This is a genomic window from Actinoplanes flavus (genome assembly GCF_017592555.1).
Taxonomy (GTDB): domain Bacteria; phylum Actinomycetota; class Actinomycetes; order Mycobacteriales; family Micromonosporaceae; genus Actinoplanes; species Actinoplanes flavus.
In genome coordinates, this window is record NZ_JAGFNS010000021.1 from 25,154 (window position 1) to 41,401 (window position 16,248).

Genomic DNA, 16,248 nt, shown 5'->3' on the forward strand with positions numbered 1-16,248 from the left:
CCCCCCTGTTGCCATCCGCGGCGGGGGGGCCGCGGGGGCCGGGCCGCGGGCGCCCGGCACCAACCCGATGCGGGTACGCCGGTCGAGCAGGTCGCCGGCGTCGAGTGCCCCTTCCTGGAGCGTCCCCCACAGCAGCTCGGCCCCGGTCACGGCGAGACCCTCGGCGACCGGGCTCGCCAGATCCGGGTCGTCGTCGGCGAGGGCGGCCACCTGCACCGCCTCGGTCCCGTACCGGGCGACGAGCCGGGCCGGCGCGCCCAGCCGGGCCAGCTGTTGCGGCGCGGCGGCCCCGACCAGGGGCAGCGTCGCGGTCCGGCACCGGCCCACGGGCAGCCCGGCCGCGGTCAGGGCGGCGTCCACCGCGTCGCGGGCCATCCGCCGGTACGTGGTCAGCTTGCCGCCGACGACGGTGGTCATCCCGTCCGGTGCGACCCGGACCGCGTGCCGCCGGGACAGGTCGGCCGTGCTTCCGGCGGCGCCGGCGAGCAGCGGGCGCAGCCCGGCGAACGCGCCCACCACGTCGGCCTCCGACAGCGGCGTGTCGAGCACCGTGGCCAGGACGTCGAGCAGGAACCCCCGCTCGGCGGCGCTCGGCTCGGCGACGTCCGGCACCGGCCCCTCGACCGGCTCGTCGGTCAGTCCCAGATAGCTGTGACCGTCCTGCTGGGGCAGCACGAACACGAACCGGCTGGTGCTGCCGGGAACCGGCACGGTGAGAGCGGCCTGCTGCCGGCCGAGAGCGCCGGGGCGCAGCACCAGGTGCGTACCGCGGGACGGGCGCAGCCTGACTCCCGGGTCGAGCCGGTCCGCCCAGACGCCGGTGGCGTTGACTACCGCACGGGCACGCAGGTCGCGGTGCTCGCCGGTGAGCGTGTCGGTCACGGTGGCGCCCCGGCCGTGCAACTGCTCCACACGGCAACGAGTGATCACCCGGGCACCGTGCCCGGCGGCGGTCCTGGCGAGCGCGACGACCAGCCGCGCGTCGTCGATGAGCTGGCCGTCCCAGCCGAGCAGGCCACCGCGCAGGCCACTGCGCCGCACCGCCGGAACCAGCCGGTGCACCTCGACCGGCGCGATCCGCCGCGACCGGGGCAGGATGCTGCCGGGGGTGCCGGCCGCCGCCCGCAACACGTCGCCGGCGGCGAAGCCGAAGCGGGCCAGCGCCGCCGGCACCGCGGGTGTCACCGTGGTCAGCGGCAGCACCGAGGGCAGCGGGTTGACCAGGTGCGGGGCGACGCGGCGCATCAGCACGTCGCGTTCGGCGGCACTCTCGTACGCCAGGCCGACGTGCCCGCCGGCCAGGTAGCGCAGCCCTCCGTGCACGAGCTTGGAACTCCATCGGGAGGTGCCGAACGCGAGGTCGTGCGCGTCCACGGCGGCCACGGTGAGGCCGCGGGAGGCGGCGTCGAGGGCGACACCCGCCCCGGTCACCCCCAGCCCCACGACGAGCAGGTCGACGGTCTGGCCGGCGGCCAGCTCGGCCAGGTCGCGGGCGCGGCGCGCGGCGGTCAGCGCGGTGGCGGCGGCGGTCACGGCGCGAGGTACCGGTCGAGGAGCAGGCGCAACTCGCTGTCCAGGTCGGCCGAGGTGACCTGATCGGTCATGGTGCCGGCGGAGATGACGAAGCCGTGCAGGGCCAGCAGCAGGCTGCGGGCCAGCAGGCCGGGCGCACCGGACCGGACCGAGCCGTCGGCCTGGCCCTCGCCGATCGTGACGAGGAGCCCGTCGAGCATCCGGTCCTGACTGGTGCCACGCCGGTCCACCAGGTAGGGCAGCAGCACCTCGGGGTCGAGTTCGACGATGCGGCGGAACACCGGGTGCTCCCGCAGCCGACGGGCTCCGGTGGTGAGCCCGTCGACCAGGCGTTCGCGGGTGTGCCGGCCGGTCGCGGCCGCCTGCGCCTGCTGGGCGAGCTCACCCCACTCCCTGGTCATCAGGTCGGCGACGAGCGTCGCCATGTCGGGCCACCGCCGGTACATCGTCATCCGGGAGACGCCGGCCCGGCGGGCCACGTCGGTCAGTGTGGTGCGGCGCAGGCCCACGGCGAGCACACAGTCGCGGGCCGCGTCGAGAAGAGCGTCCTCATCGGTGCGGCTGCTGGTCCTGGACGAGCCGTTGACCGGCTCAGGGGTGTGACGAATCGACGTCATGTGTCACAGTGTAACTCATGAATGAATTGCGCGACGTGGCGCGATGGGGCACCCCCGCCGCCGCCGTGACCCTGTCCCCCGACGTTCGCGACCTGCTCGGCGCGGCCCTCGGCGTGACCGGCCCCCGCCCGGCGGCCTCGACCGTCACCCTGCCCGCCGTCACCCTCGACGAGACCGTGCTCGAGGACCTGCGCACGGCCTGCCCGGCACTGTCCACCGGCGACGACGGCCGCCTGGCGCACGCGGCCGGCAAATCGACCGAGGACCTGCTGCGGCTACGTGCCGGGCAGGCCGGCGACGCCCCGGACGCGGTGGCCCGGCCGGCCACCCAACAGCAGGTGACCGACCTGCTGGCCGTCTGCTCACGGCACCGGGTCGCGGTCGTGCCGTTCGGTGGCGGCACCTCGGTCGTCGGCGGCCTCGCCGCCCGCCGGGACGGCTTCACCGGCGTGCTCGCGGTCGACCTCGCCGCACTCGACCGCCTGGTTCACCTCGATCCCGTCTCCCGGATCGCGACCTTCGAAGCCGGCATACGCGCACCACGAGCCGAGGAACTGCTCGCCGCCGAGGGATTCACCCTCGGCCACTTCCCGCAGTCCTTCGAGTACGCCAGCCTCGGCGGCTTCGCCGCCACCCGGTCCAGCGGCCAGGCCTCCTCCGGGTACGGGCGCTTCGATCGCATGGTCGTCGGCCTGCGAGCCGCCACACCGGTCGGTCCACTCGACACCGGCCGGGCCCCCGAGTCGGCCGCCGGACCCGACCTGCGTCAGCTCCTGCTGGGCTCGGAGGGCGCGTTCGGCGTGATCACCGAGGTGACCGTACGAGTCCGCCCGGCACCGCGGGCCCGCGACTACACCGGCTGGAGCTTCCCGTCGTTCGACGCCGGCACCCACGCGGTGCGCGCCCTCGCCCAGGACGGGCCCCTGCCCACCGTGCTGCGGCTGTCGGACGAGACCGAGACGGCGATCAACGCGGCCACCGGCGGTCCGCAGTCCGGCGGATGCCTGGCCGTGGTCGGCGTCGAAGGCACCGCCGAGGAGGTCGCCGCCCGCACCGCCGCGCTCGAGCACCGGCTGCCCGCGCTCGGCGGGACCCCACTGGGCGCCGCCCCCGGCGAGGCGTGGCGGGAAGGCCGCTTCCGGGCCCCCTACCTGCGCGACGCCCTGCTCGACGCGGGAGCCATCGCCGAGACGCTGGAGACCGCCACCTTCTGGGACCGGCTGCCGGCGACCTACACCGCCGTACGCGACGCCCTGACACGAACCCTCTCCGGCGCGGGCACACCACCCCTGGTGATGTGCCACATCTCCCATGTGTACGACAGCGGCGCCTCGCTGTACTTCACCGTGGCCGCGGCCCAGACCGACGACCCGGTCGCCCAGTGGCGGGCGGCCAAGGCGGCGGCCGGCGACGCCATCGCCGCCTCCGGAGCCACCATCACCCACCACCACGGCGTCGGCCGCGCCCACCTGCCCTGGTACACGCGGGAGATCGGCGACGTCGGCGTGGCCGCCCTACGCGGTGTGAAGAACGCGCTCGACCCGCACGGCATCCTCAACCCGGGCATCCTGCTGCCGTGAACCGCGACGTCTTCACCGCCGTGGCCAACCCGGCGGCCGGTGCGGGCGTCGCGGCCGCCCGCATCACCCCACTGGCACGCGCACTGCGGGAAAGCGGCGCCACCGTGACGGTGTCCTACACCCGCTCGCTGGGCCACGCCACCGAACTCGCCGCCACGGCCGCCGCCGCAGGCCACACCGTCCTCGCGGTCGGCGGCGACGGCATCGCGGGCGCGGTCGCCGCCGGCCTGGTCGGCACCGACGCGGAACTGGCGATCGTCCCCGCCGGGCGGGGCAACGACATGGCCCGCACCGCCCCGCTTCCCGCCGATCCGGTCGCCGCCGCCCGGGCCCTGCGTACCCTGCCCAGCCGTCCCGTCGACGTGGCGCAGGCGGGCGACCGGGTGGTCACCGGCAGCGCGTGTTTCGGCATCGACGCGGCCGCCAACGACCTGGCCAACCGGCGCCGGCTGCCCCGCCACCCGATCGCCTACCAGCTCGCCGGCCTGGCCGTCATCACCCGCTGGCGCCCGGTGGAGTACACGCTGACGATGGACGGACGGACCATGCCGTTCACCGGGCACACCGTCGTCGTGGCCAACGCACCGTGGTACGGCGGCGGCCTGCGGGTGGCGCCACACGCCCGGCTCGACGACGGCCTACTGGACGTGGTCACCGTCGCGGCCCTGCCACGACACCGGATGCTCCGGGCCCTCGCCGCCCTGCGGCACGGCACCCACCTGGACCTGCCCGGCATCGAAACCCACCGGGCGCGGACGATCACCGTCGCGGCGGACCGCCCGCTGCCGGTGTACGCCGACGGCGAACCGCTGGGCGGCGGGCCCCGCACCGTCACGGTCCGGCCGGGGGCCCTGCGGCTCATCGGTGTGCCCGAGCCGGAATGAGCTTGTCGTTCAACCGGTTCGGCGGGGCTTGGCGCCCTTCTTGTGATGGCTCGGCCGCTGGCGTGCCTGGCCCGTAACGAGCATGAGCCCCACGTCGTGGCGAGCGGCGGACTGCCGGTTGCGGGAGCCTGGCGGGCGGCCGGGGCCCGGGTGGCTGGGTTGAGGTGCACGCGCTGGCGAGGCGCTGATCGTGCGTAGGTTCCAGAACCCTCGCCGCACTCGGGCGGGGGTGAGCCGTTCCGGCGCCATCGGGCGTTCCCAGGGCCGGCGCAGGTCCTGGGTGAGGGGCCGGGCGAGACGCAGCTGAGTATGCGCGGCCAGCACGAGCCACGTCCAACGGTCAACGGCGGCGGGCTCGCGGAGCTGCGGTGCGGTCCAGCCGAGTGTCTGTTTGAGTAGGCGGAAGGTGTGCTCGATGTCGAAGCGGCTCAGGAACGCCTGCCAGCACCGGTCGACGTCGCTGGCGGTGGCGTCGACCTTGGACCACCACAGCCAGAGCGGCTTCGGTTCGCCCCGGCTGGGCAGGTGGTCGGCGGTGAGCCGGATGACCGTGCCCTCGATGATCGGCAGCGCCTGGTCGTGGTCGGTCCAGGCCGCGCGGCGTGTCAGTCGGAAATCCGAGAGTCGATACCGTGCATGCATCGGGCCGCCGACCCTCGCGGGGTCTGGCGGCCCGGACGCGCCTCGGTAAGGACGATCATGGCGAGAAAATCCGAGAAACAGCAGTTCCGAGCACCGGCCCGGTGGCCGCTTTCGGACACCGCCTACGCCACTCTGTGCCAGCAGGCCGGCCTGTCACAGGGAACGGCGTGATGAGGCGACCTACTATTTGACCTCTTTACTGCCGCTGTACAGGGAGTAGTTGACTGCACACTTTGCAATCGACCACTGGGAACCCGCCAGGGTCAACCACGGGCCATACACCGTGACCTTGCTGCTGGGATTGGTGTCTCTCTGACAAACCGCCTTCGCGCGATACGCGTCTGTACCGGGCCTGTGCAGCGTGCACCTCACTTGCCACCCGTCTTGGTCACTTCCGCCAGACCAACGCTGGCTGGAACACTCATCGGCCGTGGCGTGGGCAGCCATCGGGGCCACGAAGGTACTCAGGGCGACAAACGCAGCTACGGACAGCGTCCGCGCGGCGATGTGATTGGACATCTACTCTCCCCGTGAATAGGTACCTAGATCGACGCCCATCATGGACTAGCAGTCGTGGTCGAGCAAGGGCCGCATGAGCACCTTTATCAACATTGTGAATATTTAATACACAATGTCCGGTGCTGGTCTCCCGGCGCCGCACCCAAGCGATGGTCCGGACCGTTCGTGGTCGGCGGCCGTCGTGTCCTCGCGGTGGACGTCTCGCCGTGGCTGCGCCCGGACGGCGACTGCAGTCCACAGCGCTCGTTCTGCCACCCGGGCCCCACTGCAAGCGCTGGAGCTCAGCTCGACCGGGCGCGACTTTCCCTTCCGCAAGATCTCCGCGGTACCGACGCTGGAAGCACTCCGTCTCAAGGGCGTACGCGCCGAAGTCGACTGCGCCGTGTTCGCCGCACTGCCCGAACTGGTGGCGCTCGATGTCATCGACACCCGGAAGATCGTGAACATCGAGGCGCAACTCACCGCGTCGGCGAACCGTCGTCCGGAAACCTGCGTCCGTCCGCGTGAACGTCGACACGCCTCCACAACGGCGCGGGCCGACAAGCAGCCGGTCGGGCGGCACGTCCTGGAGGTGCTGCCGGTGAAGTCGCCACCGAGCCGGTGGTCCGGGACTTCACCGGCGCGATGCCCAGCGGGATAGGGTGCGCTGATGACCTCGTTCGCGGTGGTGGGCGCCGGATGGCGGGCCGAGATGTTCTGGCGGATCGCGGACGGGCTGTCCGGCCTGCGGTGCGCCGGCGCGGTCGTGCGCAGCCCACGGGAGCTGCCCGTGCCGACCTTCCCGTCGCTGTCGGCCTGCGTGGCCGAGGCGGCGCCGGACTTCGTGGTGACCGCCGTGCCGTGGCCGGCCACCCCATCGGTGATCGTCGAGGCCGTCGAGCGCGGCCTGCCGGTGCTGGCCGAGACACCGCCCGCGCCGGACGCTGCCGGGCTGCGCAAGCTGTGGGCCGCCGTCGGCGACTCCGGCCTGGTCCAGGTCGCCGAACAGTACCTGTTGATGCCGTCACACGCGGCGCGGGCCGCCGCGGTGCGTGCCGGGCTGATCGGCACCCCCACCCAGGTGCAGGTCTCCTCCACCCACCAGTACCACGCGGTCTCGCTGATCCGCGGCCTGCTCGGCGCCGGGCGCGGGCCGGTCCGGGTGCGGGCCACCCGCAGCACGGCGCCGCTGGTCGACCCGCTGACCCGTGACGGCTGGACCGACGACCCCGGTCCGCGGCCCGCCACCACCACGATCGCGACCCTCGACTTCGGCGACGGCCGTTCCGGGGTGTACGACTTCACCGACAACCAGTGGCACAACCAGCTGCGCTTCCGGCGGCTGCTGGTGCGCGGCAGCCACGGCGAGTTGCGCGACGACGAGCTGATCCGGCTCGGCCCGCCGCGTACCCTGCTCCGGTCCGCGCTGGTGCGCCGCCAGACCGGCTACGACCTGGACCTCGACGGCTTCGACACGGACACCATCACCCTCGACGGCGAGGTGCTCTATCGCAACCCGTACCCGGGGCGCCGGTGGAGTGACGAGGAGATCGCCATCGCGACGCTGCTGGATGCCACGGCGGCCTGGGTGCGCGGGACCGGCCCGGCGCCGTACCCGCTGGCGGACGGGGCACAGGACCACCTCGTCGCGCTGGCCATCGAGGAGGCCGCCGACACCGATCGCACGGTCACCACCGGGGTGGAGGACTGGGCCTAGGTGAATATCCCGCACCGGGTGGCACGCGCGCAGATGCTCCGCATTCTTGGTTGCGGCATTGACGATCACGTGTAGGCGGTTCGTATCGGCCCGGTCGTGCGGCCCAGCTCCCACGTCGGCCTTGCCTGCTTTGCGGCTCTGGAGAAGCGTCCGTTACGGCCATCATGGATTACCCCGGGATCGGCGTCCCCACTACGCGCTCCACCCCCGCGACCCCGCTTCGTGGAACGACTGTCTCGAGGAGGAGATACCCGAGCGGCTGCGATCGGCGGATTCGGCGAGCGGCCTGGAGAAACGGACCTGCGGAAACTCGGGCACCGCGCTCCAGGCCGGCTCAACTTGCTAGTGGCGGAACTCGCTGACGATGGCGGTCAGGTCGTCGGAGAGGCGGGTCAGGTCGATGGCGGCCTGCTGGGTGGAGTTGGCGCCGTCGGCGGTGGCGGTGGCGACCTGGGCGACGTGGGAGACGGTGCCGGCCAGGCCGCCGGTGTTCGTCGCGACGTCGGACACCGACCGGCTCATCTCCGCGGTGGTGGCGGTCTGCTCCTCCACGGCCGAGGCGATCGTGGTGGTGTAGTCGCTGATCTGCTGGATGACCTGGGTGATCTCGCTGATCGCCTCGGTGGCCGTGCCGCTGGAGGACTGGATCGCCGCGATCCGGGTGGTGATCTCCTCGGTGGCCTTCGCGGTCTGCTGTGCCAGGTCCTTGACCTCGCCGGCCACGACCGCGAAGCCCTTGCCGAGCTCGCCCGCCCGGGCGGCCTCGATGGTGGCGTTCAGGGCCAGCAGGTTGGTCTGCTCGGCGATCACGGTGATCAGCTTGACCACGTCACCGATCTCGGCGCTGGCCGTGCCCAGCTCGGTAACCTGCGCGGTGGTGCGCTCGGCGACGCTCATGGCCCGGTTCGCGACCTGGGCGGCCTGCCCGGCGCTGTTGGCGATCTCGGCGATCGACGCGCTCATCTCTTCCGCGCCCGCCGCGATCGTCTGTACCCCGGAGTTGACGTCCTCGGTGCCCTGCGAGGCCGCACCGGCCTGCGCGGCGGCGTCGGTGGCGCCGGTCTGCAACTCGGCGCTGACCGCGGAGAGGGTCTTCGAAGCGCTGGCCAGCGTGACCGCGGACCCGCCGATGGTGGTGATGGTCCGGCGCAGGTGGTCTACCGCGGTGTCCAGCGCGCGGGCCATCCGTCCCGGCTCATCGAGAGAGGTCAGCCCCGCGGTCTGGGTCAGATCGCCGGTGGCGAGGCTGTCGCAGACCGCCTGAACCTTGCGCAACGACCGGACGATGCCGCGGGCGATGAGCACACCCAGGCCGAGAGCGACGGTCAGTCCGACCACGAGCAGGATGATCGAGATCGTGCGGTTCGATTCGTACGAGTCACGGGCCGCGGTGGGATTGGCCTCGGCGTCGGCGTTCTCGGCAGCGGTCATGGCGGTGATGTCCTGCGCCATCTCCTTCGCCAGCGGCACGATCTCCGCTTCGCGGATCTTCTGCCAGGTGACGAGGTCGTTGCGGTCGCTGGCCGGAATGAGCTGGTCCTCGACGACCGTCACGTATTGCTGAAAGTCAGCTTCCAGTTCGTCGATGGCTTCGACGGCGGTGGCCGGGTGGCTGGCTCGGTAGGCGGCGAATGCGGCTGCCGTCGCCTCCTGGTCGGCGGTGAACGCCTTCTGGTAGGCGGTCTTGTCGGTCTTGTCCCGCAGGGCGGCGTGGCTGGTCGCGTCAAGGCGGCTCTTCAGGAAGCCGGACTGGAGATCGCCCAATGCCTCGATGCTGGCGACGTTGCTGCGGTAGAGCGTGTCGGCGTGTCCGCTGCTCTCCCGCAGCCCCTGCCAAGCCAGAACGCTGATGGTCAACGCGACCAGGGACGACACCGACACCGCGCTCAGGATTTGGTGTTGACGCTGAGATCGCGGAACGAGCGCCGTCGCGTGGGGGTGACGGACACTGTCTGAACGCTTCCTACCGCAACCACGTGATTTCCCTCTTCCGTCAACACCTCCGGGAACACGTATCGCCCGAAGCGCCACAACCGGCAGTTTGCCGCCGACACGCACGACAGTTCGGTGTCGGACTCCCTGCCCTTTAGTGGGCGAGCACCGAATGTGCCGAAGGGCCCGAACCGGCCATCCGAATTTTTCCGATGGGAAACGCATCCCCTCGGGGCGCGAAGTCAGCGGGCCCGACACGAGTGTCGGGCCCGCTGACTGGTGGCACAGATGATTCTCAGGCGACGATGAGCCGGGTACGGCCTGACACCCGAGTGGTCACCGTGCGTGGCGCGGACATCAATCGGTCGTGGCCATTCGGCTCTGCTGCCGCCTGGGCAGCAGCAGACTGACCACGACGATCGCCACGGCGACGGCGGCCGCCAGTTCGAACACCAATTCGTATCCCGAGGCCAGCGCCTCCGCCGAGGAGCTCGCGCCCTTCGGCGCGGCGGCCCGGGCAGCGGCCGCGGTGGCGTAGACGGCCAGGGCTATCGAGCCTCCGGCCTGGCTGGCGGTGTTGGCCAAGCCTCCGGCGATGCCGGCGTCACCCGGTGGGACGTCGGCGGTCGCCGAGGCCATGAGCGTCGGGAAGACCAGGCCGATGCCCATCGCGACGAGCAACGTGGGCCCGAGCACGCTGGCGACATAGTGACTGCCAGTGCCGGCTTGCGAGAGCCAGCCGAAGCCGACCACGAAGCATGCGCAGCCGGCCAGGATGAGCGAGCGGACACCGGTACGGGGGAGCCAGCCGACGCCGAACCGGGCGACTACGACGAACATGATCGCGGCGGGGGTTTGCCCGAGCCCGGTCTCGAGGGCGCTGTACTGGAGCACGTTCTGCATCAACAGGGACGAGAAGAACCACATCGCGATGGCGATGCCACCGAACAGCAGCAGCATCGCGTTGCTGACCGCCACGCCACGGTTCGTCAACAGCCGCAACGGTATGGTCGGCGCCGTCGCGAACCGCTTCTCCACCAGCAGGAACACCGCCAGCAGGAGCACACCGCCCAGAATCGGGACGAGCACCCCCGCAGATCCCCACGCATGGTCGGCGGTCTGCATGACGCCATAGATCACCGACGCCAGGCCGGCCGTGCCGGTCACCGCGCCGAGTAGGTCCATCGACTCCCGACGGCCGCCCTGCGCCGCGGTCAGCGACCTCATCGCCACCGCGACCAGCACCACCCCGATCGGCACATTGATCAGGAAAACCCAGCGCCAGGAGAGCCCCGTGGTCAGCACACCACCAGCGACCGCGCCGACCATGCCCCCGATGCCGCCCGAAGCGGACCACGCGCCGAACGCCCGAACCCGCTCCGGCCCTTCGGGGAAGCAGGTGTTGATCACGGCGAGTGTGGCCGGGGCCAGCATCGCGCCGCCCAGACCTTGCGCGGCGCGGGCGCCGACCAGAATCTCCGGCGTGGACGCCAGGCCGGCAGCCAGGCTCGCCAGGGAGAACAGGCCGAGCCCGGCGACCATCATGCGGCGGTGGCCGAACAGGTCCGCCGCGCGGCCGCCCAGCAGCATGAACCCGGCGAACGCCAGCACGTAACCGTTGACCACCCAGGCCAGCCCGGTGTCGGTGAATCCGAGATCGTGCTGCACCGACGGCAGCGCGACGTTCACGATCGACACGTCCAGGATGACCATGAACTGGCAAGCGCACGTCAGCGCGAGGACCAGCCAGGCCGGGCCGGAGTACGGCTTGACCGACTGGATTTCGGTACGGGTATCCGTCATGGATTCCTCCTCTTCAGCCACGACTCAGGCGGTCGGGGACACGCCCGCGGCGAGGGGGGCGCCCTTGAGCCGGACAGCGAATTGAGCCAGTCGCCGGCCCTGGTAACGAGCGGCCTCCAGGGCCGCGGCGTCGGCGCCCTCGCCACCGGTCGCGACCGTGCCGTACGGGTTCCCGCCCGCCGCGTACACCGTCGTGTCCGTGAAGCCGGGCGGGATGATCACCGCACCCCAGTGGTAGAAGACGTTGCTCAGCGCCAGGATCGTGGCCTCGCTCCCGCCGTGCCGGTTGTAGGCGGAGGTGAAGGCGGTCGCCGGCTTGTCGGCCAGCACTCCGTCGCGCCACAGGCCGCCGGCCTGGTCGATGAACTGCTTGAGCTGCGCAGCCGGCGTGCCGAACCGGGTGGGTGTGCCGAATGCGTACGCGTCCGCCCAGGCCAGGTCCTCGAGTTCGGCCACGGGAATCGACGCGGTCGCATCGGCGTGACGGCGCCACATCGGGTTCTGGTCAATGGCGTCGTCGCGGGCGAGCTCGGCGGCCCGGCGCAGGCGGACTTCGGCCCCGGCCGAGGTGGCGCCCTCGACGATGGCCTGCGCGAGGGCGTGCACCGTGCCCGTCGAGCTGTAGTAGATGACTGCGACCTTCACCGGCATGTCGGCTCCTTGACGTGTGTAGCATTAGTTACGCGCGTAATAGTTACGCAAATAATCTTATGCGCGTAATGAATGATGCTGTCAAGGAGGGTTTGATGAATCTCGAGTACGCCGACGCCCTCAACCAGGCGATTCGCCTGCTCAGCCTGCGTCACCGCGCTCGGGCGGCACAGCTGCTCGCCCCGCTCGGCCTGCATGTCGGTCAGGAGGCTCTGCTACTGGAACTCGACCGGACCGGCCCTCGCATCCAGGCACAGCTCAGCGAGGCGCTCGGCTGCGAACCACCCAGCGTGACGCTGATGACCCGAAAACTGGAGACCTCCGGGCACATCGAGCGCACACCCGACCCGACCGACAAGCGCGCCACCGTCGTCGCACTCACCGACAGCGGCAAGGCGGTGGCCGAGCAGATCCGGCAGCTCTGGGTCACCCTCGCGGAGGAGACGGTACGGGACCTGCCCGCCGAGATGCTGGAGCAACTGCCCGGCATCCTGCACACCATGTCCACCAACGTCAACGGCAAGCCGCCCGCTTGACCCATGCCGGCCTGTTGACGCCATGGACCTGACGGCGGTGACTTGAATGCTCCGGCATCGATCGCTAGTGTTGCCGCGTGCCCCGGATGGGCCGACACGATGGAGGCAGCAACTTCAGCCACCGCTGAGCAATGGCGCGTCACCCGCGCCGCTCGCCGGTCGGGCCTATCCGGAATCCTCTTCCTCTTCCACTTCTGCCCGGTGTGGGCCGGTCTTGCATGTGCCGCGACAGCGGATCCTCTGCGACCCACACCAGCGCGAGTGTTCTCCGGTGCCCGTTGCTGCTTCCGTCGCCACTCCGACGACGAGAAGGATCCATGACTACCGACACAACCCGGACATCCACTACCGCAGGTCAGACCGCTGAGGTCGACACCACGACGGCACGGCGCGATCACGCCGAGGGCGCCCCCGACATCACCTGCTACCCAGCTCATGAGCGTTTCTCCGGCCCGCGACCGGCGGTGCTCGTGCTACCAGGCGGCGGATACCGCTTCCACACCGAGCACGAGGGTGAAGGCTATGCCCGCTGGTTGAGCGGAATCGGATTTCACGCGTTCGTCCTGCGGTACCCGCTGATGACCGACCACCGCTTCCCCGCACCGCTGGAGTCGGGCCGCGCCGCCCTGGACTGGATCCGCAGCGGCGAACACGGATGGGACGTCGGCGACTGCATCGGCGTCATCGGCTCGAGCGCCGGCGGCCATCTCGCCGGCCTGCTGGCGACCGGCACGGTGCTGTCGACGGAACGGCTGGACGCGCCGCCGCCGCGGCCGGACTTCGCGATCCTCGCCTACTCACCAGCGGATCTGCACCTCCTGCCGGACGCGCCGGTGCAGTGGATCCTCGACGGGCGGATGGACCTGCGCGAGGAACTCTCACCGGCCAGCAACATCGACGCCGACACCTGTCCGACCTTCCTGTGGGCCACCGCCGAGGATCCGCCGGGATTCCCGAACGCCCTCGCGTACGCGAGGGCGTTGTTCGACGCCGGCATTCCCGTGGAGCTGCACATCTATCCGCGGGGATGGCACGGCCTCGGCTTGGCGAACGGAGTCGCCTACGGCGAGCACGGTGCCATCCACATTCCGCACACCGCCCAATGGGCCCAGGCCTGCGAGGCGTGGCTCGGCGCGGAAGGGTTCCTCCCGGCCGGCTGACCACGAGAGGTTGTACGTCATTGACGCGTGGCACCTGCTCCGCATCTGCTTAGCTACCTGATGTGGATGTCCGTTATGACCGTGCTTGTGACGCGCCGGGGCCGTTCTTCGACATACCCGTAGCGCCGGAACCGAGTGACGGTTACGCCGCCTTGGCGCCCGCGCCCGAGGGATGGGACTGTCGCGTCCAGGGCGAGTGGCGGCAGCTGACGCCGGCGGGACGCGTGCTGCCGGAGCAGGGCTGGAAGATCCACGTCTCGGCGACGAGCGGCACGGCGGCAGAGGTGCTGCGGGTGGTGCACGGCCACTGCGTACCGGAGACAGTGGCCTTCAAGCATCTGGTCTCGCCGGCCGAGCTGTTGCGCCGCAACGGCAAGTACGCACCTCGTGCGGCCAGCGGGAAGTTCGTGACCGTCTACCCGGCCGACGACGACGTGCTGGCCGCGACGCTCGATGCTCTCCAGGCGAGGCTGGCGGGCATGCCCGGGGCGTACGTGCTCAGTGACCTGAGGATCGGCGACGGTCCCTTGTACGTACGCTACGGCGGATTCCGGCCGATGTGGGTGACCGGTGACGGCCGGCGGGTCGCGGCGATCCGCCGGCCGGACGGCATCCTGGTGCCGGACCCGCGCACCGCGGCGTTCACCGTCCCCGGCTGGGTGAGCCTGCCCGACGTGCTGGCACCGCATGTGGCGGCACGGGCCGGCGGAGAGAGGCTGCCGTACCGGGTGGTCAAGGCGTTGCATTTCTCCAACGGCGGCGGGGTGTACCAGGCGTACCGGAACACCGACGGGTCGCCGGTCGTGCTCAAGGAGGGCCGCCCGCATGCCGGCCTGGACGCCCGCGGCGCCGACGCCGTGCAGCGGCTGCGCCACGAGCACCGGGTGTGGTCCGAGTTGGCCGGTCTGCCCGGGATACCCGAGGTGTACGAGCTGTTCACCGCCTGGGAACACACCTTCATGGCGATGCGGCACGTGCCCGGCGTACACCTGGGCCGATGGGTGGCGGCGAACTGTCCGCTGCACGCCGACGCCACCGACACCGAACTCCGCGCGTACGCGAGGCGAGCCACCGCGCTGGCGGACCGGCTGGCCGCGGTGATCGCCGGCATGCACGAGCGCGGCTGGATCTTCGGTGACCTGCACCCGCGCAACGTCCTGGTCGGCGAACACGACGAGCCCACGCTGATCGACGCGGAGACGGCGTTTCCGGTCACCGGCGCCGAACACCGGCCCGCGTTGGGCGCACCCGGCTTCCGCAGCCCGGCGCACCTGCGCGGGGCCGCCGTCGACGAGTACGCGCTGGCGGCGATCCGGTGGTGGCTGTGGCTGCCGCTGGTCGCGATGGACGAACTCGTACCCCCGGTGAGCGACCGGCAGTTGGCCTGGGCGCACCGCCGCTACGGCGTGCCCCGGCCGGCACTCGAGGCGCTGCGGCGCACCCTGCGGGCCGGGCCACGCCACTATCGCGCCGCGCCCGTCGACGCACCCACCGACCCGGGCCGGCTCCGGGCCGCCCTGGTCCGCGCGCTGTCCGCCAGCGCGACACCGCAACGCGCCGATCGGCTGTTCCCCGGTGACGTCGAACAGGCCGGCAGCGACGGACTCGGATTCGGCTACGGCGCCTGCGGGGTCCTCTTCGCGCTGCGCACCGCGGGCGAACCCGTCCCGCCCCGATACCGTCAGTGGCTGGACTCCCGTCTGCGCGACACCCCGCCGCAGCGGCCGGGATTCTGGACCGGCGCGCACGGCGTGGCCTGGACCCTGCATCTGCTCGGGGCACCCGATCGCGCCGAGACCATCCTGTCGCGCATACCCGACCGCGACGTCACCGGCGCCGATCTGGCCGAGGGGCGTGCCGGGGCCGCACTGGCGCTGCTCGACCTCGGCATCGATCGTGGCGACCGGCGCCTCACCGACCGTGCCGCCGCACTCGCCCGCGACCTCGACCCGGCCGGCCTGCCGCCGGGCCTGTTCACCGGCGCCGCCGGCGTCGCGCTCACCTTCCTGCGGCTCTACGACGTCACCGGCGAGACTTGCTGGCTGGCGCGGGCGCGACAGGCGATGGAGCAGGCGCTGGCCGGGTGCGTCGACACCGGACACGGCCTGGCCGTCCTCGACGGCGGCCGCACGCTGCCCTACCTGTGGCACGGCAGTGCCGGCATCGCGCTCGTCGCGGCACGGCTGGCGCGCCACCTGCCCGACACGCCCGCCACCGAACGACTGCCGCACCTGCTGCGGGCCTGCGAGACCGCGTTCACCATCTATCCGGGACTCCTCGCCGGCCGGGCCGGACTGCTCCTCGCCCAGGCCTCCCTCACCGCCGATCCCGCGCTCCGGGCCGCCGTCGTCGACCGGCACCTGACCGGCTTGCGGTTGCACGCCGTCGGATACGCGGGTGGCGTCGCCTATCCCGGGACCACTCTGCGCCGCCTGTCCATGGACGTGCACACCGGAACCGCGGGTGTCCTGCTCGCCCTGGCCGGCCCGCACCGCCCGGCGTTACCGCTGTTGACTCCCCTGACCAGCCTCCGGCCGGCACCGGCCGGACCGTCACAACCAGCACCGGAAGGAGCACCACCATGCAAGACATTCTCGACCTGCAGCAGCTGACCGCCGAGGACCAGGAGGACGAACAGCACCTCGACGAGGCCGCCGCCTCCACCGACAGCAGCCTCAGCCTCCTGGTCTGCTGA

Annotated in this window: 12 protein-coding genes and 1 pseudogene; 7 read left to right on the plus strand and 6 right to left on the minus strand. The window is 71.6% G+C overall.

The window, feature by feature from the left end:
- The coding region (locus tag J5X75_RS28450) for a glycerol-3-phosphate dehydrogenase/oxidase (RefSeq protein ID WP_208470592.1) at positions 1–1,533 on the minus strand (1,533 nt) is incomplete at its 3' end.
- Positions 1,530–2,150 carry a TetR/AcrR family transcriptional regulator gene (locus J5X75_RS28455; RefSeq protein ID WP_208470593.1) on the minus strand — a complete coding sequence of 207 codons (621 nt, stop codon included), beginning with the start codon at positions 2,148–2,150 and terminating at the stop codon, positions 1,530–1,532. The genes J5X75_RS28450 and J5X75_RS28455, both read right to left, overlap by 4 nt.
- 17 nt (positions 2,151–2,167) lie before the next feature.
- On the opposite strand from J5X75_RS28455, the gene J5X75_RS28460 reads away from it, so the two are divergent.
- Together J5X75_RS28460 and J5X75_RS28465 are read left to right on the plus strand one after the other, a co-directional pair.
- Positions 2,168–3,730 carry an FAD-binding oxidoreductase gene (locus J5X75_RS28460; protein ID WP_208470594.1) on the plus strand — a complete coding sequence of 521 codons (1,563 nt, stop codon included), beginning with the start codon at positions 2,168–2,170 and terminating at the stop codon, positions 3,728–3,730.
- Positions 3,727–4,614 carry a diacylglycerol/lipid kinase family protein gene (locus J5X75_RS28465; protein ID WP_208470595.1) on the plus strand — a complete coding sequence of 296 codons (888 nt, stop codon included), beginning with the start codon at positions 3,727–3,729 and terminating at the stop codon, positions 4,612–4,614. Before J5X75_RS28460 ends, J5X75_RS28465 begins: the two co-directional genes overlap by 4 nt.
- A gap of 9 nt (positions 4,615–4,623) precedes the next feature.
- Here the strand turns inward: J5X75_RS28465 and J5X75_RS28470 are convergent.
- Positions 4,624–5,226, minus strand: a pseudogene (locus J5X75_RS28470) (NF041680 family putative transposase); the annotation flags it as partial.
- Positions 5,227–6,424: 1,198 nt separating this feature from the next.
- Between J5X75_RS28470 and J5X75_RS28475 the strand changes: the two are divergent.
- Positions 6,425–7,471 (plus strand): Gfo/Idh/MocA family protein, encoded by a 1,047-nt coding sequence (locus tag J5X75_RS28475; RefSeq protein ID WP_208470596.1) that lies wholly within the window; start codon positions 6,425–6,427, stop codon positions 7,469–7,471.
- 342 nt (positions 7,472–7,813) lie between these two features.
- Here J5X75_RS28475 and J5X75_RS28480 read toward each other — a convergent pair whose 3' ends face one another.
- The 3 genes from J5X75_RS28480 to wrbA form a co-directional block, all read right to left on the minus strand.
- On the minus strand, positions 7,814–9,352 hold the full coding sequence (locus J5X75_RS28480; protein WP_307798314.1) for a methyl-accepting chemotaxis protein: 1,539 nt from the start codon (positions 9,350–9,352) through the stop codon (positions 7,814–7,816).
- A gap of 408 nt (positions 9,353–9,760) precedes the next feature.
- Positions 9,761–11,206 carry an MFS transporter gene (locus J5X75_RS28485; protein ID WP_208470597.1) on the minus strand — a complete coding sequence of 482 codons (1,446 nt, stop codon included), beginning with the start codon at positions 11,204–11,206 and terminating at the stop codon, positions 9,761–9,763.
- Between the two features lie 24 nt (positions 11,207–11,230).
- Positions 11,231–11,857: an NAD(P)H:quinone oxidoreductase gene (gene wrbA, locus J5X75_RS28490; protein ID WP_208470598.1), complete on the minus strand. Its 627-nt coding sequence runs from the start codon at positions 11,855–11,857 to the stop codon at positions 11,231–11,233.
- A 95-nt stretch (positions 11,858–11,952) separates the two neighbouring features.
- Between wrbA and J5X75_RS28495 the strand changes: the two genes are divergently transcribed.
- The 4 genes from J5X75_RS28495 (at position 11,953) to J5X75_RS45620 (ending at position 16,248) form a co-directional block, all read left to right on the plus strand.
- A complete protein-coding gene (locus J5X75_RS28495; RefSeq protein WP_208470599.1) occupies positions 11,953–12,393 on the plus strand; it encodes a MarR family winged helix-turn-helix transcriptional regulator in 441 nt (146 codons plus the stop codon).
- A gap of 317 nt (positions 12,394–12,710) precedes the next feature.
- The gene (locus tag J5X75_RS28500) at positions 12,711–13,553 is read left to right on the plus strand and encodes an alpha/beta hydrolase (RefSeq protein WP_208470600.1); all 843 of its coding nucleotides are present in this window, start codon (positions 12,711–12,713) and stop codon (positions 13,551–13,553) included.
- Between the two features lie 62 nt (positions 13,554–13,615).
- Positions 13,616–16,165 (plus strand): class III lanthionine synthetase LanKC, encoded by a 2,550-nt coding sequence (lanKC, locus tag J5X75_RS28505; RefSeq protein ID WP_208470601.1) that lies wholly within the window; start codon positions 13,616–13,618, stop codon positions 16,163–16,165.
- Positions 16,135–16,248, plus strand: coding sequence for a SapB/AmfS family lanthipeptide (locus tag J5X75_RS45620; RefSeq protein WP_274383677.1), 114 nt, complete (start codon positions 16,135–16,137; stop codon positions 16,246–16,248). Before lanKC ends, J5X75_RS45620 begins: the two co-directional genes overlap by 31 nt.

Coding starts and splice junctions, on each gene's coding strand:
- J5X75_RS45620 (WP_274383677.1), top strand. CDS start 16,135: ATGCAAGACATTCTCGACCTGCAGCAGCTGACCGCCGAGGACCAGGAG.
- J5X75_RS28485 (WP_208470597.1), bottom strand. CDS start 11,206: ATGACGGATACCCGTACCGAAATCCAGTCGGTCAAGCCGTACTCCGGC.
- J5X75_RS28495 (WP_208470599.1), top strand. CDS start 11,953: ATGAATCTCGAGTACGCCGACGCCCTCAACCAGGCGATTCGCCTGCTC.
- J5X75_RS28500 (WP_208470600.1), top strand. CDS start 12,711: ATGACTACCGACACAACCCGGACATCCACTACCGCAGGTCAGACCGCT.
- J5X75_RS28475 (WP_208470596.1), top strand. CDS start 6,425: ATGACCTCGTTCGCGGTGGTGGGCGCCGGATGGCGGGCCGAGATGTTC.
- J5X75_RS28455 (WP_208470593.1), bottom strand. CDS start 2,150: ATGACGTCGATTCGTCACACCCCTGAGCCGGTCAACGGCTCGTCCAGG.
- J5X75_RS28460 (WP_208470594.1), top strand. CDS start 2,168: ATGAATGAATTGCGCGACGTGGCGCGATGGGGCACCCCCGCCGCCGCC.
- wrbA (WP_208470598.1), bottom strand. CDS start 11,857: ATGCCGGTGAAGGTCGCAGTCATCTACTACAGCTCGACGGGCACGGTG.